Raw genomic sequence first — 19,622 nt, forward strand, 5'->3', positions numbered from 1 at the left:
ATGCCCCAGACCATCACGCGCGGGATCAAGGCGCTGCTCGATGAAGCCAATGCCGAGATCGAGACGCTCTCGGCGGCTGAGGCGATCGCGGCGGCGAAGCGCGACGATGTCGTGATCGTCGATATCAGGGACCCCCGAGAGATCGAGCGTGAGGGCAGGATTCCCGGCGCGTTCTCGTGCACCCGCGGCATGCTGGAGTTCTGGATCGACCCGCAGAGCCCCTATGCCAAGCCGGTCTTTCAGCAGGACAAGACGTTCATCTTTCATTGCGCCGGCGGCCTGCGCTCGGCGCTCGCGGCCAAGACCGCGCAGGACATGGGCCTGAAGCCGGTCGCCCATATCGGTGGCGGTTTCGCGGCGTGGCGCGACTGCGGCGGGCCGGTCGAGGCCTGGGCGCCGAAGAAGAAGGATTGATCGCTGCCCGTCGCACGCGGGCTTGACCCGCGTGTCCATCGCTTCGACAAGGTGGATCGCCGGATCAAGTCCGGCGATGACGATCGAATGTGAAGCCCGGAGCTTTTGCGCATGACCATCCACGACGACCCTCTCGTCTCCACCGACTGGCTCGCTGCGCATCTGGGCGATCCCAAGGTGAAGGTGCTCGACGCGACCTTCAAGATGCCGGGTGTGCTGCCGCTGCCGAAGGACGATTACCTGAAGGCGCACATCCCCGGCGCCGTGTTTTTCGACGTCGACGAGGTCTCCGACCATTCCAATCCGCTGCCGCACATGTATCCGAGCGCCGCGCAGTTCGGCCGCGACGCCGGCCGGCTCGGCGTCAGCAATGGCGATACGGTGGTGGTCTATGATTCCGGCGGCTGGGTCGCCGCGCCGCGCGCCTGGTGGATGTTCCTGTCGTTCGGCCACACGGATGTGCGCGTGCTCGACGGCGGGCTGAAGAAGTGGATGGCGGAGGGGCGCCGGCTCGAGAGCGGGCAGGTCACGCCGGCGCTTGGCACGTTCAGCGCGACGTTCGATGCCGCGCGCGTGCGCCGGATCGAGCAGATGGTTGCCAATCTCGCCGGCAATGCCGAGCAGGTGATCGATGCGCGGCAGGCGCCGCGCTTCGCGGGCGAGGTCGCCGAGCCGCGGCCCGGTCTCCGATCCGGCCATATCCCCGGCAGCCGCAATCTGCCCTATGCGGAGCTGTTCGACGCGGCGACCGGCGTGATGAAGCCGCTAGACGAGCTACGTAAGGCGTTCGGCGCCGCTGGCGTCGATCTCGCCAGGCCGATCGTCACCTCCTGCGGCTCCGGGGTGTCGGCGGCGGTGCTGACGCTGGCGCTCTATCGTCTCGGCATCCGCGACACCGCGCTCTACGACGGCTCGTGGTCGGAATGGGGCGTCGAGAACGGTCCGCCGGTTGCGACCGGGCCGGCCTGATCGCTAGCTCCGCCTACCGCGTGCGCGGCCCGGCAGCCTGCTGGACGGCCGCCTGCGGTTGACCAAATGGCTGCTGTCCGAATGGATCGGGGAACGCGGTCTGTTGCTGCAGTTGGGCCGCTGCCTGCCGCGCCGCCCTGACGCGCTGGGCGATGCGCCGCTGCTTGGCGCGGCGCGCCGCAACCTGCTTCTCCCGGGCCTGGCGCTTCTTGAGGATGCTCCGGCGCAACTGAACGCTCGCGACCTTCACCGAGGCACGATGCTCGCCGGCCGCGGGCCGCTCCTGGTGCGCCGGCTGCTCGGCCAGCGCGGCGAGCTTGGCCGCGATCGGGTCGAGCACCGCCGGAACGGGCGCGGCGGCGGCTGCGGTCGTCATCATCGGATCGGCGCTGGCGAGAATCTGAGGAGCCGGCGGCGGCGGTGAGACCACGGCGGCCGCAGCTTCGGTCGACGCCGGCGGCGGGGGCGGCGCTGCAGTCGCGGGCGAACTGTCCATGCTCGGCCTGTCGGAGACTTTTTCGACCGGAACGACGATCGAAGCGGACGTGTCCGGAATGGGGCGCTCCGGTTTGGTGCTCTCGAACCGGTCGTTCGTCGCGGACGCGGTCTCGACGATGGCGGAGGTGCGGGACGTGTCGACCGTCTCCGCCGGCAGCGAGGGCGTCGGCACATCGGTGGCCACCGCAACGGGCGTCGCCTCGGGCGTCTCGGCGGCCGGCGCCGCCGTCGACGGCGCGCTCGGCGGCTCGGACGCTGCCGGGGGAGCATCGGCCACGACCGGCGGCGGCGTCACCGGCGGTGTCGGAATCGAATCCACCCGCAGCACCGCGAGCACCGGCGTGGGTTCGGCCGGCGGCAGGAACGTGGTGAAGCCGGAGGCCTGAGTCGTGCGCCAGGACGCGTTGCTGGCGAACTGCTCGTGGGCCGCGCGCAACAGGGCCGCAGCGCCCATGCCGAAGATGGTGAGAGAGATGGAACAGACGATCGCGGCGACCAGAAAACGAAAGCCGGGAAGCATTGACGGTAACTCTCGCCACGGCAGCGTGACTGCCGAGACCTTAGAGCCAGTAGGGAACGCGGTGATCACAGGGAATGCCGCGTTCGCGACGAGGCCGGCTTCTGCCGTGCATCGCGAATCAGGCTCAGGTCAGAATACCGGAAGTGTTCCCGCCCGCTCGGCAAATCACGGCATCCATGGGGCCTGCGGGGGCTCCGCCGCACTTTTTCGGCGGCGTGAGACTTCCGTGCAACGACGGAGACATGATCACAAATTGCCGAAGTCGGGCCGCTCAGGCCGGAATTGTCTTGAATGCGCCGCTATCTTCGGCCATCTGGCACAGCAAAGGTCCCAATCGGCGGCTTGGGGATACTGCAAGGGCGATGATGATCAGACAAATCCTGACGGTTTGCGCGGTCGCGGCAGCGGGCGTGACGGCAACTTCGTTTGCCGAGGCACAGCAGGTCTATCAGACCGCGCCTGGAGCGTACTCACCGGCGCCGACGCCTTACCCGGCCGATGCGCGCGGGCAGGGGCAGGATTTTGACGCGCTCGACGATGAGAATGCGCCTGGCAATTCCGCGGCGTTGCCGCCGCCCGGCCCGGTGATCTCGCCGGACGATCCGCGCTACGGTCGTCCAGCCAATGCGCCGGTTTATGGTGCTGCGGCTCCGACCGGTCCCATCCTTTCTCCCGACGATCCTCGTTATGGACGTCCGGCCGGTGCGACGGTCTACGGAGCCGCTCCGACCGGCCCGGTGATGTCCCCGGATGATCCGCGCTATGGCCGCCCGGCTGGTCCGCCCCCGGTGATCTACGGTGATCGTCCCGCCTCCAGCCAGCAGGCCTATGGTGGCGCCAGCGCGCCCGGTGGCGACGCAGGCGCGCCGCGGCCGCCCGGCGCCGTCGGTGGCGCTCCGGCCGTCGCAGGCGCGGCACAGGCCCCGGCCGCCGGAGATCGACCGATGACGGTGGCAGCTCTGCCGCCCGAGGAACAACCCGATGCGGCGCCGGCGCCGCTGCCGCCGAACCTGCGCCGCCAGGAGGTCGACTTCGTCACCAAGGAGCCGCCGGGAACGATCGTCGTCGATACGCCCAACACCTACCTCTATCTGGTGCTCGGCAACGGCCGGGCGATGCGCTACGGCGTCCGTGTCGGCCGCGAAGGCTTCACCTGGACCGGCGTGCAGAAGATCACCAAGAAGACCGAGTGGCCGGACTGGTATCCGCCGAGCGAGATGATCGAGCGGCAGCCCTATCTGCCGCGCTTCATGGCCGGCGGTCCCGGCAATCCGCTCGGTGCCCGCGCGATGTATCTCGGCTCGACCGTGTACCGCATCCACGGCACCAACCAGCCGTCGACGATTGGCAAGTTCGTGTCGTCGGGCTGCATCGGCATGCTGAACGACGACGTCGCCGACCTGTTCGACCGGGTCAAGGTCGGCACCCGTGTGGTCGTGATGCCGGGCGGTGCGCCTCCAGGTTCCAGCAAGAACATGGCTGCTGCCGCGGCCCCGGCCCAGGCGCCCGTCCAGGCCCAGGCGACCGTGCCGGCGGCTGGCCAGCCCGCCAACATGCAGCCGCTGCCGCCGCCGGTGACGATCCGCTGAGGCGGGCGCGTGCGAGCTGATCACGTTGAAAACACCCTCCTCGGAGGGTGTTTTGCTATGAGGGCCGCTCTCGTCTGCTTTTAAGCCAGCCGGCGCGGCGGCTCGGCCCCTGCGAGCCAGGTGGCGATGCAATCGACCATCTGGCCGTAATGGGCGCGAAAACTCTCCTCGGTGACGTAGCCGAGATGTGGTGTGAGCACGACGTTGCCGAGCCCGCGCAGCGGATGGGTGACCGGCAGCGGTTCCACCGAGAACACGTCGAGCCCGGCACCGGCGATGCGCTGGTCGCGGAGCGCCTGCAGCAGCGCGGCCTCGTCGACGATCGGCGCGCGCGAGGTGTTGACGAGATAGGCGGTCGGCTTCATGCGCGCGATGTCGGCCGCGCCCACCAGCCCGCGTGAGCGATCGCTGAGCACGACGTGGACGGTGATGACATCGGCGGCGGTGAACAGCTTCTCCTTGGTCGCGTAGCCTACTCCCGCCGCCTCGCAGCGTTCGGGCGTCAAATTGGGACTCCAGGCGATCACGTTCATGCCGAACGCCTTGCCGAGCTCTGCGACCTTGGTGCCGAGCTTGCCCAGCCCGATTACGCCCAGCGTCTTGCCCTCGATCTCCACGCCGCCCAGCGCCTGCCAGGGCTCCCCGGCGTGCATGCGCGCGTTCTCCTGGCCGATCCTGCGCGTCAGCTCCAGGATCAGGCCCATGGTGAGCGGTGCGGTGGGGTCACGGCCATATTGCGTGCCGCAGACGACGACGCTGCGTGCCTTGGCGGCCTCCATGTCGATGGCGGCGTTGCGCATGCCCGAGGTGATCAGGAGCTTCAGCTTCGGCAATCGCTCGATCAGGGAGCGGGGCAATGGCGTCCGCTCGCGCATCGCGCAGATGATGTCGGCATCGGCGAGCGCGCTGGCGGCCGCTTCCTCGTTGCCGAACGGCTGTGTGAAAGCCGTCACATCCACCCTGTCGGCCAGCCGGGGCCAGTCGGCCAATGAGAGGGCTGTATCGTAATAGTCGTCGAGGATCGCACAGCGCAGCCGTGTCATCGGCAGGGTCCATTCATCGGGGGACGGCGGCAATGGTGAATGCCGTCAGGAATGGAGCCATGCTTGCGCGCAACGGGCTGGTTGCGCAAGGCATCGTCACGCTCTTACGCGGACCCAGGCGACGTCAATCGAGGCGGGACTTCAGCCGGAACGCGGCGTCATGGCCGTACTTGGCGCGCCAGGCGGGGCCGGGGCCGCGCATGTAGTGCAATTCTGGCCGGTACGGGTTGAAGGCGCGCGCGACGAATTCGCGCCAGAAGCCGCGGATGTCGTCCGCGATCCCGGATCGGTCTTTGCGGTGTGCCGCCGAAGCGGGCAGGGAGGCTGACGTGAAGGCTGCCATGACGGGCTCTCGCTGTTGTCGGTCGCGGCTTTTGCCGCTTGGGCACGCGGGTCTTGCGGGCCGAGACCGAGTGTCCCGCCGAATTAATTAAAAGATGGTTGCAATTGTCGTGATCGGCCGCACACAAGGTGCCGGACCCGTAATCGTCCGTGGACGGCAGGCCGGGCCGGCGCGAAGTTTGACCGGGATTCTCCCGGCATTTGTTCCGGCCGAGACCGGCTCGCCGGTTGCCCTTTGGGGACCGCGCGGTTACATCAGCGGCAACCATTTTCCGAAAATTCCGGCAGGCTTCAAGGGACACGCGATGGCGCGCCAGTTCGTCTACTTCATGCAGGGTCTGTCCAAGACCTACCCGACCCGCAAGGTGCTCGATAACATTCACTTGTCGTTCTATCCGGACGCCAAGATCGGTGTGCTCGGCGTCAACGGCTCGGGCAAATCGACCCTGCTCAAGATCATGGCCGGCATCGACAAGGACTATACCGGCGAGGCCTGGGTGGCCGAGGGTGCCCGCGTCGGCTATCTCGAGCAGGAGCCGCAGCTCGATCCGAAGCTCACGGTGCGCGAGAACGTCATGCTCGGCGTCGGCAAGCAGAAGGCGATCCTCGATCGCTACAACGAGCTGGCGATGAACTACTCGGAAGAGACCGCCGACGAGATGACCAAGCTGCAGGACGAGATCGAGGCGCAGGGCCTTTGGGATCTCGACAGCAAGGTCGACCAGGCGATGGATGCGCTGCGCTGTCCGCCCGACGATGCCGACGTCACCAAGCTGTCCGGCGGCGAGCGTCGCCGCGTCGCCTTGTGCAAGCTGCTGCTCGACCAGCCCGAGCTGCTGCTGCTGGACGAACCGACCAACCATCTCGACGCTGAATCGGTGTCCTGGCTCGAAGGTCACCTGCGCAATTATCCGGGCGCGATCCTGATCGTGACCCACGATCGCTACTTCCTCGACAACGTCACCAGCTGGATCCTGGAGCTCGATCGCGGCAGGGGCATCCCCTACGAGGGCAACTATTCGTCCTGGCTGCAGCAGAAGCAGAAGCGGCTGGAGCAGGAGGGCCGCGAGGATGCCGCGCATCAGCGCACTTTGGCGCGTGAGCAGGAGTGGATCGCGGCGTCGCCGAAGGCCCGCCAGGCGAAGTCCAAGGCGCGCTACCAGCGCTATGAGGAGCTGCTCAAGAAGGCCAGCGAGAAGCAGACCCAGACCGCGCAGATCATCATTCCCGTCGCCGAGCGGCTCGGACAGAATGTGGTCGATTTCGACGGGCTGTCCAAGAGCTTCGGCGATCGCGTGCTGATCGACAACCTCACCTTCAAGCTGCCGCCGGGCGGCATCGTCGGCGTGATCGGTCCGAACGGCGCCGGCAAGACCACGTTGTTCCGCATGATCACGGGACAAGAGAAGCCGGATGCCGGCACCATCACCATCGGTGAGACCGTGCATCTCGGCTATGTCGACCAGTCGCGCGACGCTCTCGACGGCAACAAGACGGTATGGGAGGAGATCTCCGGCGGCAACGAGCTGATCCTGCTCGGCAAGAAGGAAGTCAACTCGCGCGGCTATTGCTCGGCTTTCAACTTCAAGGGCGCCGACCAGCAGAAGAAGGTCGGGGCACTCTCGGGCGGTGAGCGCAATCGCGTGCATCTCGCCAAGATGCTGAAGTCGGGCGCCAACGTGCTGCTGCTCGACGAGCCGACCAACGATCTCGACGTCGACACCTTGCGCGCCCTCGAAGAGGCCTTGGAGGATTTCGCCGGCTGCGCCGTCATCATCAGCCACGACCGCTGGTTCCTCGACCGTATCGCGACCCACATGCTGGCCTTCGAGGGCGACAGCCACGTCGAATGGTTCGAAGGCAACTTCCAGGACTACGAGAAGGACAAGATGCGCCGTCTCGGCCAGGACAGCGTGATCCCGCACCGGGTCAAGTACAAGAAGCTGACGCGCTGATCTCAGGACATCGCGAGGCGCGACGCTGTCTTCGTTCCGGGACAAAGCGTCGCGCCCAGGCTGCGGCCAGTTGTCGCTTCCATGTGCGACGTGATTGCGTAGATAGTCGTTCCGCAATCCCATCCAGCCGCGAGAAAATCCCATCATGTCTTCCCCCGACGCGACCCTGTCCTCCAAGGGCGGAGCGCTGCGCCCCATACCCATGCTGATCTTCGGCTCGCGCTGGCTGCAGCTGCCGCTCTATGTCGGGCTGATCATCGCGCAGGGCGTCTATGTCGTGCTCTTCCTCAAAGAGCTCTGGCACCTGTTCGCCCACGCCTTCGATTTCTCAGAGCAGCAGATCATGCTCGCGGTGCTCGGCCTGATCGACGTGGTCATGATCTCGAACCTGCTCGTGATGGTGATCGTCGGCGGCTACGAGACCTTCGTGTCGCGGCTCAATCTGCAGGGCCATCCGGACGAGCCGGAATGGCTCAGCCACGTCAATGCCAGCGTGCTGAAGATCAAGCTCGCCATGGCGATCATCGGCATCTCGTCGATCCATCTGCTGCGCACCTTCATCGAAGCCGGCGCGCTGTCGTCAGGCAAGTCGAACTACACCGAGACCGGCGTGATGTGGCAGACCATCATTCACACGGTCTTCATTCTCTCCGCCATCGGAATCGCCGTCGTCGACAAATTGTCGAATGCCGCGATCGAGGAGGCGAAGCAGGCGGCGGGGCATTGAGCGGAAGAGTCGGGTTCCGGCGCAGGGCTGCTGACGTTCACAACCGCCGCGAGCCATGCTAACCCTATTGCATGGCTCGGCAGTTGCTCTTCGGTTTGCGCAGGCTCGTCCTGATTGGTGTGGCGCTCTGCATCCTCGGCGATGGCCAGGCGAGCGCCGCCGACGGCGACTTCACGCAATTCGTGGCTTCGCTCTGGCCCGAGGCCAAGGAGCAGGGCGTTTCGCGCGCGACGTTCGATGCCGAGACGCGCGAGCTCGAGCCCGACTACAAGCTTCCCGACCTGCTGCTGCCAGGCCGTCCGGCAACAGGCGCTCCGGCGCAGGCCGAGTTCGTGCAGGTGCCGGCCGACTACATCAAGGAAGCCTCGATCGCGCGGCTCGCCGCGTATGGCCAGAAGCTGATCCAGCAATATCGTCCCGCGCTCGCCGAGATCGAGCGCCGCTTCGGCGTTCCGGGACCTGTCGTGCTCGCCATCTGGGGCCGCGAGACCGATTTCGGCCGCTACGCGCTGCCCTACGATGCGCTGCGCGTGCTGGCGACCCAGGCCTATGTCGGTCGCCGCAAGGACCAGTACCGCACCGAATTCATCATGGCGCTGAAGATGCTGAGCGACGGCGTGGTGTCGCGCCGCGATCTCAGGGCGTCATGGGGCGGGGCGGTCGGGCTCACACAGTTCCTGCCGTCGGAGTACTACAAGCACGGTGTCGATCTCGATGGCGACGGCAAGGTCGATCTCTGGCATTCGGTGCCGGACGCGCTGGGCTCGGCGGCGCTGCAGCTTGCGAACAAGGGCTGGCAGCGCGGCGTGCGCTGGGCCTACGAGGTCAAGCCGCCGGCAAATGTGGACTGCGCGATCGGCGTGCCGGAGGTGAAGAAGCCGATCGGCGAATGGCTGCGCGCGGGCTTCGTGCCGGTGCGCGGCCAGCGGTTGAGTGCTGCCGAGCAGCAGCAGCCGGCGTCGCTGCTGCAGCCCGAGGGCATCTATGGTCCGGCGTTCCTGACGACTGCGAACTACTTCGTCATCAAGGAATACAATTTCTCCGATCTCTACGTGCTGTTCGTCGGTCACCTCGCGGATCGCATGACGAGCCCGGCCCCGTTCGCGACACCATGGTCGGCGTCGAAGCAGCTTCGGAGCAAGGACGTCGAGGCGATGCAGAAGGGCCTGATGCGGCTCGGTCTCTACGGCGATAAGCTGGACGGCAAGGCCGGCATGCAGACCCGTGCCGCACTCGGCGTATTTCAGAAGAAGGCGGGCCTGAAGGTCGACTGCTGGCCGAGCGAATCAGTGCTGCAGGCGATCGACGCCGCGCGCTGATCGAGTGAAATCAGCCGAGCAGGCGGGCAGCAAAAAGCCCGGCCGCAGGGCCGGGCTTGTTGCGAGCTATGCGTCGTCGGGATCAGTAGCAGACGCGAACCGGGCGGGACACCCAGCCATAACCGTCCCAATAGCGCTCACGACGCCACACGCACGGCGGCGGGCCCGGCGGAGGGGCTTCGACGTAGACCGGACCGCCATAGGCCGGACGGCTGGACGCGATCGCGCCGCCGAGCAGGGCGCCGCCGATCAGGCCGGCAGCCACGCCGGCACCGACGTCGCCGGCCTTGGCGGCCGGTGCCGTCATGCTCAGCGAACCGGCGATGGTCGCAACCGCAAGCACTGCGGTCAGGATCTTCTTCATGTTCCGAGATCTCCTGGAAGGCGCCCTCGCGAGCGCCGGGTTGGTGATTCACGCACGATCAGGGCCGTCAGCGTCGCGAGAAAACACGACAATCCGTCAACCCTTCGTAAACTCTGTCCGACCTGATGCGACGGAAAAACGGTTTTTTCTGGCCGTGTCAGCCGCCGTTCTCGAAATTCCGGTGCAAGGTCATGGAATTAATGAAGGTGAACGATCACTCGCAAACCCGGACGCGGCGAATCCGCCAGCCGTAGCCGTCCCAGAAGCGCTGGCGCTGCCAATAGCAGGCGTAGCCAGGATCGGCGATGTAGGCAGGCCCGCCGTAATAGGAGTAGCCCGGCCCGTAAGAATATCCGGGCCCATAATAATAGGGATTGCTGCCCGCAGCGATGGCGCCACCGATGAGGGCGCCGCCGAGCAGGCCGGCAGCGACACCAGCGGCGACACGACCATTGCGCGCTTCAGCAGGAGCAGGGGCCAGCGCTGCGGTCGACAGCGTCGCGACGGCGGCCAGAGCCGCAAGAGTCTTCTTCATGACCTTAACCTCTCTCACTCCAGGTCGGCGGATCGCGCATCAGGCGATACGGCAGGTTCACACATCCCGCTTGAATGATCAATGAACGGGCGCGTCCCATTGGACGACCCATCTCCGGGATACGTTCAATGCTGCATTGCACAAAAATCGCCGCCGGTCAGGAGCAGGCATGACCCCCGTGATGACGATCGTCGTGGCCATCGGATTGACCTCGGCCGCCTGCTACGCGCTGCTGGTTCGCGCCGGCCGCCGGCCCCACCACCGCCGCTCGTCCGCGGACAGCACCAGCGTCGATTCCGATGGGGCGTCCAGCTCCAGTCAGGGGAGCGGTGTCGCAAGTTGGTTTTCCAATACCTCGTCGGACGTGATGGGAAACCCGATCGACGGCGGAGGTGACAGTGGCGACGGTGGTGGAGGGGACGGTGGTGGGGGCGACTGAGTTGCAGCGGCTTGATCGCCGCCCGCCCATATTCGGCGGCAACTTTGATCTGCGGCAAGCTCGTATAGTTGGAGGCATTCTAGATTGATCGGGAAATTGGAATAGCTTCAAAAGCGCCGTTTTCCCTTTGCGCGGGTAGCTGCGGATGACTATCGATACCTGACCAAGGACGATTGGCCGGTTTCTCATGATTGTTTGTTCCTGCAACGTCATCAGCGATCACGACATCCGCAACGCGGTAAAGTCCGCGGACGAACTGCCGCGGAACCCGAAGCAGGTCTACGGTTGCCTGGGGTGCAGCGCGGAATGCGGCCGCTGTGCGCGCACGATCAAGACGATCATCGACGAGGCGCTGGGTCCCTGTGCCCGCGCCTGCCAGGCCGGCTGTCAGCACGGCCACCATCATGGGACGACGCCGGCGAAGGCGATCGATGACGACCTTCAGAGCCGTTTCGCGCTTGCTGCCTGCTGACAGGCATTGCACTCGGTCGCGTCGTTCTCCGCCCGAAAAATGCACATGAACGGGGGTCGTCTCCGCACTTCGAACCTGTTATTGAGCGCCTGCGGCCTCTAACTTTTTCGGAGCTTATCCATGCAGGGCGACCCCAAGGTCATCGAATATCTCAACAAGGGATTGCGCAGCGAGCTGACTGCCATCAACCAATATTGGCTGCACTATCGCCTGTTGAACAATTGGGGCCTTCTCGACATGGCGAAGGTCTGGCGCAAGGAATCCATCGAGGAGATGGAGCACGCCGACAAGTTCACCGACCGCATTCTCTTCCTCGACGGCTTCCCCAACATGCAGGTGCTCGATCCGCTGCGCATCGGCCAGAACGTCAAGGAGATCATCGAATGCGATCTCGCCGCCGAGATCGGTGCGCGGACGCTGTATCAGGAGGCCGCCACCTATTGCCACGGCGTCAAGGACTACGTGTCGCGCGACCTTTTCGAGCAACTGATGAAGGACGAGGAGCATCACATCGATTTCCTCGAGACCCAGCTCGACCTCATCAACCGCATCGGGCTCGAGCTCTACACGCAGAAGCACGTCGGCGGCCTCGAGAGCGAGCACTGACGGCGGCGGCGAGGGGGCAGTCCGCTTCGGAACGGGGCGATTCAGGGCTGGTGTTTCAAGCCTTGAATCGACCGCCTTCGACCTCGGGCGTGCCTACTGGATGATGCCGAAGGCGGTGACGGGCACGACCCAATAGACGAGCTGCGTTCCCGCAAACGCGCTCCTGAGCCGCTCCAGTAGCCGCTCGAGATCCTCTTCCGGCAACACGATCCGCACGACGACCTCGTCGGCATGTCCTTTCACCCGCTCTGCGGCGCTCCGCAGCCGGACGCGCGCGCCGTGTCCGGCCGCTTCCGAGGCGGTGAAGCCCGTCACGAGATCGGTCTGCTCGCTCAGATGGTCGAGCACCTCGCTGTGAAGCGCATCCGGCACGATCAGGGTCAGGCAGACGGCTTGGCTGCTCATGTGGCTTCCTTCGCAGCGGCGCCGTAGCGGCGATACAGGATCGGCAACAGGATCAGCGTCAGCAGCGTGGACGACAGCAGGCCGCCTATCACGACGATCGCGAGCGGCCGCTGGACCTCCGATCCGGGCCCCGATGCAAACAGCAGCGGGATCAAACCGAGCGCCGTGATGCTCGCCGTCATCAGCACAGGCCGCAGCCTGCGCTTGGCGCCTTCGACCACGATACGCTGCTCGGGGACCCCGTGAGCGCGCAACTGGTTGAAATGAGACACCAGCACGACACCGTTGAGCACGGCGATTCCGAGCAGTGCGATGAAGCCGACGGAGGCTGGAACGGAGAGGTATTCGCCGCTCGAGACCAGCGCGAACACGCCGCCGATCAGCGCAAACGGAATGTTGACGAGGACGAGCAGGGCCTGGCGCACCGAGCCGAACGTGGTGAAGAGCAGCACGAAGATCAAGCCGATCGCGACCGGCACCACCACGGACAGACGCGCGGCCGCACGCTGCTGGTTCTCGAACTGCCCGCCCCATGTCAGCCGATAGCCGGACGGCAGCGGCAGCTCGGTTGCGACCCTTTGCTGGGCCGCCTGGACGAAGCCGACCATGTCGCGGCCGCGGACATTGCTGCGAACCACGCTCATGCGGTTGCCGTCCTCCCGGTCGATCTTCACCGGGCCGTCGACGCGCTGGATGCGTGCGACCTGAGAGAGTGCGACATGCTGGCCGGACGCAAGCGTCAGCGGCAATGCCGCCAGCATCGTGGGCGCCTGCCGCGTGGCCTCGCTGCCGCGGACCAGGATCGGCGTCCGGCGTCCCTCCTCGAGCGCGGTGCCGATCGTCCGGCCTTCGATCTGCGTGCGCAGGGAGGCCGAGATCGAGTCCACCGTGAGCCCGAGGCGGCCCGCCTCCATGCGGTTGACGGCGATCGTGTAGTACTGCGCGCCTTCGTTGAGCGTCGTGTAGACGTCCTGGGCGCCGTCGATGTCGGACATGATCGCCGACAGCTTGGCTGCGATCTCGTTGAGCTTGGTGATGTCCGGGCCGAAGATCTTCACCGCGACGTCGCCGCGCACGCCGCTGATCATCTCCTGCACGCGCATGTCGATCGGCTGCGTGAAGCTGAGCGAGACGCCGGGAAAGCCGGTCAGGACCTCGCGAAGCTTCTCGAGCAGGGCATCCCGATCGCTGGTCTGCCTCTGGTCCGCCGGCTTGAGCACCAGGAACGTGTCGGTCTGATTGGGGCCCATCGGATCGAGCCCGAGCTCGTCGGAGCCGGTGCGCGCGATGATGCCGGCGACGTCGGGCACCTTCATCAGGGCCGCCTGCAGCCGGGCATTGATGGCGAGGGACTCGTCGAGATTGACGGACGGCAGCGTCTCCACGCTGACGATGACGTCGCCTTCGTCCATCGTCGGCATGAAGGTCTTGCCCAGCTGGGTGTAGCCATATCCTGCGGCAACGAGGCCGACCAGCGCCGCTATGATCACCTTGCGCTCGTTCCCGAGCGCCCAGTCGAGCGCGGGTGCATAGACGCGCTGCGCTGCGCGGATCAGCACTGGATCGTCATGCGACGCGGATGTGAGCACGAAGGATGTTGCGACCGGAAGCACCGTCAGCGCCAGCAGCAGCGACGCGGCCAGGGCGAAGATGATCGCCAGCGCGACCGGAATGAAGAGCTTGCCCTCCAGCCCCTGCAAGGTCAGCAGCGGAACGAACACGATGATGATGATCAGGACGCCCGAGGCGACCGGCTGCAGGACCTCGCAGACGGAGCGGTAGACGATGTGGATCAGCGGCGTGGTGCTTGCGTGATCGTGCTTGGCGAGATTGCCGACGATGTTCTCGACCACCACGACCAGCGCGTCGATCAGCATGCCGATTGCGATCGCAAGGCCGCCGAGACTCATCAGGTTGGCGGACATGCCGACAGCCCGCATCACGATCAGCGCCATTACGATCGCGAGCGGCAGGCTGAGCGCAATCACCAGCGAGGCGCGCCAATTGCCGAGGAACAGCAGCAGCAGCACGACGACGAGCACCGTGGCTTCGCCCAGCGCCCGGACCACCGTGCCGACGGCGCGGTTGACCAGCCGGCTGCGGTCGTAGAACACGTTGATGGTGACGCTGCTCGGCAGCGACGGCTTCAGCTCATCCAGCCGGGCCCGAACGTCGCGCACCAATTGTCCGGCGTTGGCGCCGCGCAAGCCGAGCACGAGCCCCTCGACCGTCTCGCCCTTGCCGTCTTTCGTGACGGCGCCATAGCGGGTGAGGGCGCCGATCTTGACCCGCGCGACGTCGCTGACCCGGATCGGGATTCCGTCGCGGGTGTCGACGATGATCGCGCGGATGTCGTCGATGCCGCGGATGCTGCCCTCGATGCGGACCAGCGCGCTGTCCTCGCCCTGGTTGACCCGCCCGGCACCGTCGTTGCGGCTGTTGGCCTCGATGGCCTTGCGAAACAGCTCGGACGAGATGCCGCGCGCCGCCAGCGCATCGTTCCGCGGCACGATTTCGAAGGCGCGAACATAGCCGCCGAGCGCGTTGACGTCGGCAACCCCGGGCACCGTGCGCAGGGCCGGGCGGATGACCCAGTCGAGCAAGGTCCGGCGCTCGGCCAGCGACAGATCCGGACTGTCGATCGTGAACATGAACATCTCGCCCAGCGGACTGGTGATCGGCGCAAGGCCGCCGCTCACGCCCTCGGGGAAGTCGCGCGAAATGTTGGAGAGGCGCTCCGACACCTGATTGCGGGCCCAGTAGATGTCGGTGCCGTCCTCGAAGTCGACGGTGATGTCGGCCAGCGCATATTTGGTCGCCGACCGAAGGATCTTCTTGTTCGGCAATCCGAGCAGCTCCAGCTCGATCGGGACCGTGATGCGCTGCTCGACCTCTTCCGGCGTCAGGCCGGGGGCCTTCATGATGATCTTCACCTGGACCGGCGAGACGTCCGGAAAGGCATCGATCGGCAGGCTCGGCAGGACGACAGCGCCCGCGCCGATCACCAGCAGCGTGCTCAGGATGACGAAGAGCCGCTGCGACAGCGCGAATGCGACCAGCCGCTGCAGCATCTACTGCCCCAGTCGCGAGAGGATGCCGCGCAGCGCCGAGATGCCGCCGATGGCGATCTCGTCCTTGTCCGTGAGGGGGCCGGCGATGACGACGTGATCCTGATCCTCCGCGAGCAGCGTCACGGGGACGAGCCGGAAACCGCCTTCCGTGGCGACGAACACCGAGGTCTGCTCGCCGCGACGGACGAGGCCGCTATAGGGAATCTCCCATGCGCTTTCGCCTGCTGAGATGAAGCCGATGCGAGCGGCCGCCATCTGTCCGGAATGCAGCTCGCCATTGTTGGGAATCTCGGCGCGGACGAGAATGGTCTGCGTGGCGGCATCCGTGGTCTCGGACACCAGGATGACCTGGCCCGGTGTCGCATAGCCTTCGATGTCGACCTTGGCGCCCGTCTTGATCGCGCCGATGTTGGTCGCGGGAATCGCGATCTCGGCCCAGAGCGGCGACAGCCGCGCGAGCTTCACCAGGGACGCGGCCTGCTCCAGGCGCTGGCCCGGCGATACCGCGATCTCGACCACCGACGCAGCACGCGGCGCGGTGACGGTAAGCGTGGCGCTGATCGCCGCATCGCTGCTAAGCCGGGAGATCGCCTCGTCGGACAGACCGCTGATGTGCAGCATCTGCCGGCGTTCGGCGACGACGATGCTGGCCTGGCGCGCTTCCGCCTGGCTCGACTCCAGCACGCGTTGCGGGATGGCCTTGCCTTCGAACAGGTCGGCGTTGCGCTTCAGTTGCTGAGCCGCGAGGCCCTCCTGGGCCAGCGCATGCAGGTAGTCGCGCTGCAGCGAGACGAAGCTCGGGCTCTCCAGTGTGAGCAGCGGCTGTCCGACGGCCACGCGATCGCCGCGGGCAACGGCGAGGTTGGTGATCATCCCCGCGACGGGCGCGCTGACGACCCACAGCTGAGGCGTGGGAATGACGATCTGCGCGGGATAAGGCAGCGTCCTGTCCATCCGGCTGGAGATCGGATGCGTCACGCGCACGCCGAGGTTCTGCGCCTGGCTCGGCGTGAGCTTCAGCTCATCATCGCCTGACGCGGCGCAAGGCCCGACGACGAGAGCCAGCGCGAGAGCTGCGCGGCACAGACGGGCCGCAGACCGGTGGAGGAATCGCTTGGGCATCTCGACTAGGAATCTTCAGGTGCATGCATGACACATTCTGTACACTATTTCGGCAGATTTCCGCGACTGTTGACTTGGGTCAATCGGAGCTGGTCACGAACCCGGGAGGTTACTTCTCGTACCGCCAACGAGTCGCATTGGTGGCATCGCACGCGCCAGCGTCTCACACGGCATCGGCTGGAACGAAACAGCTGATGATGATGTCGCCGCGGTGATGGACGTACCACACCACGGCTTCGCCGATCGGGTTGCCGCGGTCGCGGATGATGGCGCGCTCCGGTACCGCCATCCATCGGCCCTCGATCGGTACCCAATAGGTGCCGTCGCGCACGTCATAGGTCGTGCGGTGGCCGTCGGAGATATCGCAGCACGGCACGCCGTTGGGCGCGATCACGCTCTTGAACCACGCGCGAATGTCGGGCGGGACATTGTCGAACTGCCCGTTGTCGAAAGCGGCCGCCACGGTCGCGCAGGCGAGCGAGCCGATCGTGAGAGCAGCCACCACCATCCTGCGCATGCGCTGCTCCCTTTCGTCGATCTACATGCCGCGCTGCGGCGCCGTCGCCAGCAGGTCGCGCAGCGGCTCGGCGTAGAACTTCGCATTCCCGGTGGTCAGGTGGCCGCGCGTCGCGGCCGAGGTCGGGATGAGGAAGAGCTTGCCGTTGGCGACGCGCTTCATCGCGTCCACGGTCACGCCGGTCTCCGGCGGGTTGCGCTCGTCGTCGGCCGAATTGATCAGCATCACGGTCGCCTTGATCTTGTCGAGATCGGCGGACGGATTGTAGTCGTGCGAGGAATCCCACTGATAGATGAAGTCGTTGGCGTCGGCGGGGATCGGCGTGGCGAGCCGCTCCTCGACCAGCTTGTCGGCCTTGGCGGCGGTCGGCGCCGCGAGCTGATAGGCGACGGTGCCGCCGGCCGAGGCGGTGGCGTAGGCCGTGACGGCGTATTTCATCATGCGCGGCTGTGCGGTGTAGTTGCCGCCGTTGTAGTCGGGATCGTTGCGGATCGTCTCCAGCATCAGCCGGCGCAGCATCCAGTTGCGGGCCGCCATTTCGGTCGGCTGCGAGGCCATCGGCACCGCCACGTCCATGAACTCCGGATAGCGCGTGGCCCACACCCAGCTATGCATGCCGCCCATCGAATTGCCGATCACGAGCCGCAGGTGCTTGATGCCGAGCCCCTCGGTCAGCAGGCGGTGCTGCGCGTCGACCATGTCGGCATAGTCATAGGCGGGAAATTTCGTCTTCAGCCCGTCGGAGGGCTTTGACGATTTGCCGTGGCCGATGCTGTCGGGGATGATGATGTAGTACTTGCTCGCGTCGAGCGGCTGGTCCTTGCCGAACAATTCGCCGGCGAAGGTCGGCCCCAGCATGCTTGCACCGGAGCCGCCGGTGCCATGCAGCACCAGCACCGGCTGTCCGGTCGGCTCGCCGACCGTCGTATAGTGCAGCTTCAGCTCCGGCAGCGTTTCGCCGGTGTGAAACTTGAAATCCTTGACGACGAAGTCGCCCTGCTTCGGGGCGGGATAGTCGGCGGCGCGGGCCGGCGCGCAAAAAACGATGACGGCGGCAAAAACGGCGGCAAGCGGTCGAAACATGGACTCCCCCTGATCAAGCGCAGCTCTTCCGGCTGCGTCGGGGGCATGATAGCACGGTCCGCGACCTGGTTCAGTACCGGATTGATGGGACCCATCATGTGCCGCAACATCAAGACGCTGTTCAATTTCGAGCCGCCGGCGACCGAGGCTGAAATCCAGGCCTCGGCCCTGCAGTTCGTGCGCAAGCTGTCCGGCTTCAATGCGCCGTCGCAGGCTAACGAGGCCGCCTTCACCCGGGCGGTCGAGGAGGTGGCCGACGCCGCGCGGCGGCTCCTGACCTCGCTGCACACCCAGGCGCCGCCGCGCGACCGCGAGATCGAGGCGGCCAAGGCGCGGGAGCGCTCGGCGGCCAGGTTCGGCCCCCGCTGAGGCCCGCCGCACCCGGACGCAGCCGAAGCTCAGAAGCCCTCATCGTCGTGGTCGTCGCGGCCCTCGGCGTGCTTCTCGTGCTTCTTCTTTTTCTTGCCCTTCTTCTTTTTCTTCTTCTTCGGGAGGTCGATCTCGTGCGGATCGTCGTCCTCGAAGGCCTCGTCCAGCGCATCGTCATGCGTGGTGGCGGCGAAGATGTCGCGCACCGCGACCAGCTCGGCCTCGCGCTCATGCGCCTCGCGATCCCGCGCGCGTTTGTAGTCGTCATAGGCGGCGAAGATCTGCTCCAGCCAGGGCATCAGCTGATCGATCGTCGGCAAGGTGCCCGGCGGCCCCGGCTCGCCCTGGGGACCTTGCGGTCCGGCAGGTCCCGGCTTGCCGGGCGGACCGGCCTCGCCGCGCGGCCCCTGCGGGCCGGGCCTGCCTTGCGGACCCGCCTTGCCGTCGGGACCCGGCTTGCCGCGCTGACCATCCGGTCCGCGCCGCCCGGGCTGCCCTTGCGGGCCACGTGGACCCACCAGGCCCTGCAGGCCGCGTCCGGCCGGATTCTTTGCCACTACCGCAACTCCGCTACACGTCTTTGATTCGCAGCGAAGCCTAACAGAGCGGCGACGACGGCAGCAATTGCAGCAGGGCTGCGAGGCCGATTGATCAACATCAATCGGCGCCGCATCCTGATGAGTTCCACGCGATGGGATATCGCGTGGCCGCCGTCGGATCAGGCCGAGTAGGCCGGCACCGCGATGCCGTCGGCCGTGTAGCTGCGGATCTTGTTGCGCAAGGTGCGCACGGGCATGCCGAGCAGCCTTGCGGCGTGGGTACGGTTGCCGTTGCAGCGCGCCAGGGTCTGCACGATCAGCTCGCGCTCGATCTCTGACAGGGGCGTGCCGATCAACAGCGGCAGGACTTCCGCCGCGGAGCGCGACGGTGGCATGGCAAGCGGCACGAGTGACGGACTTGCGGCTTCGGATGACAACTCTTGCGACATAACACCTCCCGATCAACGCCCGCGCCGACAGAAACGACGCGCAAACATCGAGACCAACTAAACATCCAGCCCGTAAATCACCGTGGTCGGACAAGGTTAATGGGGCCTTAACGCCGGCGCCCGGCGGCCTTGCACGCGCCAAATACCCCGAAATCGCCTTGGTTCTGCGCGGGTCTCGACCCATTTCGCCAGCGCCCGCGGCACATCCCGGTCGGCTGGCCTTCGTCCCACGCCATGCGGGCGGCTGACATTCGCGCCGCCACAGTTCCTGCACT

At 66.2% G+C, this 19,622-nt stretch carries 22 protein-coding genes; 10 read left to right on the forward strand and 12 right to left on the reverse strand.

Annotated elements, in window-relative coordinates; genetic code table 11:
• The gene (locus QX010_RS04160) at positions 1-414 is read left to right on the forward strand and encodes a rhodanese-like domain-containing protein (RefSeq protein ID WP_315804511.1); all 414 of its coding nucleotides are present in this window, start codon (positions 1-3) and stop codon (positions 412-414) included.
• Between the two features lie 111 nt (positions 415-525).
• Positions 526-1,383, forward strand: coding sequence for a 3-mercaptopyruvate sulfurtransferase (sseA, locus tag QX010_RS04165; protein ID WP_316177818.1), 858 nt, complete (start codon positions 526-528; stop codon positions 1,381-1,383).
• Between the two features lie 13 nt (positions 1,384-1,396).
• Here the strand turns inward: sseA and QX010_RS04170 are convergent, their stop codons facing one another.
• Positions 1,397-2,470: a hypothetical protein gene (locus QX010_RS04170; RefSeq protein WP_316177820.1), complete on the reverse strand. Its 1,074-nt coding sequence runs from the start codon at positions 2,468-2,470 to the stop codon at positions 1,397-1,399.
• Between the two features lie 293 nt (positions 2,471-2,763).
• Here QX010_RS04170 and QX010_RS04175 point away from each other — a divergent pair, with 293 nt between their 5' ends.
• The gene (locus QX010_RS04175; protein ID WP_316177822.1) at positions 2,764-3,990 is read left to right on the forward strand and encodes a L,D-transpeptidase; all 1,227 of its coding nucleotides are present in this window, start codon (positions 2,764-2,766) and stop codon (positions 3,988-3,990) included.
• Between the two features lie 80 nt (positions 3,991-4,070).
• On the opposite strand, the gene QX010_RS04180 is transcribed toward QX010_RS04175, so the two are convergent.
• Both QX010_RS04180 and QX010_RS04185 read right to left on the reverse strand, forming a co-directional pair.
• The gene (locus QX010_RS04180; protein ID WP_315804515.1) at positions 4,071-5,033 is read right to left on the reverse strand and encodes a D-2-hydroxyacid dehydrogenase family protein; all 963 of its coding nucleotides are present in this window, start codon (positions 5,031-5,033) and stop codon (positions 4,071-4,073) included.
• 124 nt (positions 5,034-5,157) lie between these two features.
• Positions 5,158-5,376, reverse strand: a complete 219-nt coding sequence (locus QX010_RS04185) for a hypothetical protein (protein WP_315804516.1) — start codon at positions 5,374-5,376, stop codon at positions 5,158-5,160.
• Between the two features lie 304 nt (positions 5,377-5,680).
• On the opposite strand from QX010_RS04185, the gene ettA reads away from it, so the two are divergent.
• From ettA to QX010_RS04200, 3 genes are all read left to right on the forward strand, one after another.
• On the forward strand, positions 5,681-7,330 hold the full coding sequence (gene ettA, locus QX010_RS04190) for an energy-dependent translational throttle protein EttA (protein WP_315804535.1): 1,650 nt from the start codon (positions 5,681-5,683) through the stop codon (positions 7,328-7,330).
• A 145-nt stretch (positions 7,331-7,475) separates the two neighbouring features.
• The gene (locus tag QX010_RS04195; RefSeq protein WP_315804517.1) at positions 7,476-8,057 is read left to right on the forward strand and encodes a TIGR00645 family protein; all 582 of its coding nucleotides are present in this window, start codon (positions 7,476-7,478) and stop codon (positions 8,055-8,057) included.
• A 71-nt stretch (positions 8,058-8,128) separates the two neighbouring features.
• Positions 8,129-9,376, forward strand: a complete 1,248-nt coding sequence (locus QX010_RS04200; protein WP_315804518.1) for a lytic murein transglycosylase — start codon at positions 8,129-8,131, stop codon at positions 9,374-9,376.
• Between the two features lie 82 nt (positions 9,377-9,458).
• Here QX010_RS04200 and QX010_RS04205 read toward each other — a convergent pair whose 3' ends face one another.
• Both QX010_RS04205 and QX010_RS04210 read right to left on the reverse strand, forming a co-directional pair.
• Positions 9,459-9,740, reverse strand: a complete 282-nt coding sequence (locus QX010_RS04205) for a hypothetical protein (RefSeq protein ID WP_315804519.1) — start codon at positions 9,738-9,740, stop codon at positions 9,459-9,461.
• Between the two features lie 214 nt (positions 9,741-9,954).
• On the reverse strand, positions 9,955-10,275 hold the full coding sequence (locus QX010_RS04210; RefSeq protein WP_315804520.1) for a hypothetical protein: 321 nt from the start codon (positions 10,273-10,275) through the stop codon (positions 9,955-9,957).
• A gap of 169 nt (positions 10,276-10,444) precedes the next feature.
• Here QX010_RS04210 and QX010_RS04215 point away from each other — a divergent pair, with 169 nt between their 5' ends.
• The 3 genes from QX010_RS04215 to bfr all read left to right on the forward strand — a co-directional run bounded on the left by QX010_RS04215 (position 10,445) and on the right by bfr (position 11,792).
• The gene (locus tag QX010_RS04215; RefSeq protein ID WP_315804521.1) at positions 10,445-10,714 is read left to right on the forward strand and encodes a hypothetical protein; all 270 of its coding nucleotides are present in this window, start codon (positions 10,445-10,447) and stop codon (positions 10,712-10,714) included.
• A 187-nt stretch (positions 10,715-10,901) separates the two neighbouring features.
• Complete coding sequence (locus QX010_RS04220; protein ID WP_315804522.1) at positions 10,902-11,186, forward strand: bacterioferritin-associated ferredoxin; 285 nt, start codon at positions 10,902-10,904, stop codon at positions 11,184-11,186.
• 120 nt (positions 11,187-11,306) lie between these two features.
• Positions 11,307-11,792 (forward strand): bacterioferritin, encoded by a 486-nt coding sequence (gene bfr / locus QX010_RS04225; RefSeq protein WP_315717837.1) that lies wholly within the window; start codon positions 11,307-11,309, stop codon positions 11,790-11,792.
• A 93-nt stretch (positions 11,793-11,885) separates the two neighbouring features.
• On the opposite strand, the gene QX010_RS04230 is transcribed toward bfr, so the two are convergent.
• The 5 genes from QX010_RS04230 to QX010_RS04250 form a co-directional block, all read right to left on the reverse strand.
• On the reverse strand, positions 11,886-12,197 hold the full coding sequence (locus tag QX010_RS04230) for a DUF3240 family protein (protein ID WP_315804523.1): 312 nt from the start codon (positions 12,195-12,197) through the stop codon (positions 11,886-11,888).
• Positions 12,194-15,268 carry a CusA/CzcA family heavy metal efflux RND transporter gene (locus QX010_RS04235; RefSeq protein WP_316177825.1) on the reverse strand — a complete coding sequence of 1,025 codons (3,075 nt, stop codon included), beginning with the start codon at positions 15,266-15,268 and terminating at the stop codon, positions 12,194-12,196. The genes QX010_RS04230 and QX010_RS04235 overlap by 4 nt, the downstream gene beginning before the upstream one ends.
• Complete coding sequence (locus QX010_RS04240) at positions 15,269-16,390, reverse strand: efflux RND transporter periplasmic adaptor subunit (protein WP_315804357.1); 1,122 nt, start codon at positions 16,388-16,390, stop codon at positions 15,269-15,271. It lies immediately after the preceding gene.
• A gap of 163 nt (positions 16,391-16,553) precedes the next feature.
• Positions 16,554-16,907, reverse strand: a complete 354-nt coding sequence (locus QX010_RS04245) for a hypothetical protein (RefSeq protein WP_315804358.1) — start codon at positions 16,905-16,907, stop codon at positions 16,554-16,556.
• A gap of 21 nt (positions 16,908-16,928) precedes the next feature.
• Positions 16,929-17,990, reverse strand: coding sequence for an alpha/beta fold hydrolase (locus tag QX010_RS04250; protein WP_316177827.1), 1,062 nt, complete (start codon positions 17,988-17,990; stop codon positions 16,929-16,931).
• 96 nt (positions 17,991-18,086) lie between these two features.
• Here QX010_RS04250 and QX010_RS04255 point away from each other — a divergent pair, with 96 nt between their 5' ends.
• Entirely contained in the window at positions 18,087-18,359 is a 273-nt protein-coding gene (locus tag QX010_RS04255; RefSeq protein WP_316177828.1) for a DUF2277 domain-containing protein, read from the forward strand.
• A 29-nt stretch (positions 18,360-18,388) separates the two neighbouring features.
• On the opposite strand, the gene QX010_RS04260 is transcribed toward QX010_RS04255, so the two are convergent.
• Complete coding sequence (locus QX010_RS04260) at positions 18,389-18,916, reverse strand: collagen-like protein (protein WP_316177830.1); 528 nt, start codon at positions 18,914-18,916, stop codon at positions 18,389-18,391.
• A 161-nt stretch (positions 18,917-19,077) separates the two neighbouring features.
• Positions 19,078-19,347: a helix-turn-helix domain-containing protein gene (locus tag QX010_RS04265; RefSeq protein ID WP_315755333.1), complete on the reverse strand. Its 270-nt coding sequence runs from the start codon at positions 19,345-19,347 to the stop codon at positions 19,078-19,080.
• Positions 19,348-19,622: the final 275 nt, after the last annotated feature.

The sequence above is a fragment of the Bradyrhizobium sp. SZCCHNRI1009 genome (assembly GCF_032487575.1).
GTDB lineage: Bacteria > Pseudomonadota > Alphaproteobacteria > Rhizobiales > Xanthobacteraceae > Bradyrhizobium.

Bases quoted from the DNA above. Each gene is read 5' to 3' on its own strand.
- QX010_RS04160 (WP_315804511.1), top strand. From the start codon at position 1: ATGCCCCAGACCATCACGCGCGGGATCAAGGCGCTGCTCGATGAAGCC.
- sseA (WP_316177818.1), top strand. From the start codon at position 526: ATGACCATCCACGACGACCCTCTCGTCTCCACCGACTGGCTCGCTGCG.
- QX010_RS04175 (WP_316177822.1), top strand. From the start codon at position 2,764: ATGATGATCAGACAAATCCTGACGGTTTGCGCGGTCGCGGCAGCGGGC.
- QX010_RS04180 (WP_315804515.1), bottom strand. From the start codon at position 5,033: ATGACACGGCTGCGCTGTGCGATCCTCGACGACTATTACGATACAGCC.
- QX010_RS04185 (WP_315804516.1), bottom strand. From the start codon at position 5,376: ATGGCAGCCTTCACGTCAGCCTCCCTGCCCGCTTCGGCGGCACACCGC.
- ettA (WP_315804535.1), top strand. From the start codon at position 5,681: ATGGCGCGCCAGTTCGTCTACTTCATGCAGGGTCTGTCCAAGACCTAC.
- QX010_RS04195 (WP_315804517.1), top strand. From the start codon at position 7,476: ATGTCTTCCCCCGACGCGACCCTGTCCTCCAAGGGCGGAGCGCTGCGC.
- QX010_RS04200 (WP_315804518.1), top strand. From the start codon at position 8,129: ATGGCTCGGCAGTTGCTCTTCGGTTTGCGCAGGCTCGTCCTGATTGGT.
- QX010_RS04205 (WP_315804519.1), bottom strand. From the start codon at position 9,740: ATGAAGAAGATCCTGACCGCAGTGCTTGCGGTTGCGACCATCGCCGGT.
- QX010_RS04210 (WP_315804520.1), bottom strand. From the start codon at position 10,275: ATGAAGAAGACTCTTGCGGCTCTGGCCGCCGTCGCGACGCTGTCGACC.
- QX010_RS04215 (WP_315804521.1), top strand. From the start codon at position 10,445: ATGACCCCCGTGATGACGATCGTCGTGGCCATCGGATTGACCTCGGCC.
- QX010_RS04220 (WP_315804522.1), top strand. From the start codon at position 10,902: ATGATTGTTTGTTCCTGCAACGTCATCAGCGATCACGACATCCGCAAC.
- bfr (WP_315717837.1), top strand. From the start codon at position 11,307: ATGCAGGGCGACCCCAAGGTCATCGAATATCTCAACAAGGGATTGCGC.
- QX010_RS04230 (WP_315804523.1), bottom strand. From the start codon at position 12,197: ATGAGCAGCCAAGCCGTCTGCCTGACCCTGATCGTGCCGGATGCGCTT.
- QX010_RS04235 (WP_316177825.1), bottom strand. From the start codon at position 15,268: ATGCTGCAGCGGCTGGTCGCATTCGCGCTGTCGCAGCGGCTCTTCGTC.
- QX010_RS04240 (WP_315804357.1), bottom strand. From the start codon at position 16,390: ATGCCCAAGCGATTCCTCCACCGGTCTGCGGCCCGTCTGTGCCGCGCA.
- QX010_RS04245 (WP_315804358.1), bottom strand. From the start codon at position 16,907: ATGCGCAGGATGGTGGTGGCTGCTCTCACGATCGGCTCGCTCGCCTGC.
- QX010_RS04250 (WP_316177827.1), bottom strand. From the start codon at position 17,990: ATGTTTCGACCGCTTGCCGCCGTTTTTGCCGCCGTCATCGTTTTTTGC.
- QX010_RS04255 (WP_316177828.1), top strand. From the start codon at position 18,087: ATGTGCCGCAACATCAAGACGCTGTTCAATTTCGAGCCGCCGGCGACC.
- QX010_RS04265 (WP_315755333.1), bottom strand. From the start codon at position 19,347: ATGTCGCAAGAGTTGTCATCCGAAGCCGCAAGTCCGTCACTCGTGCCG.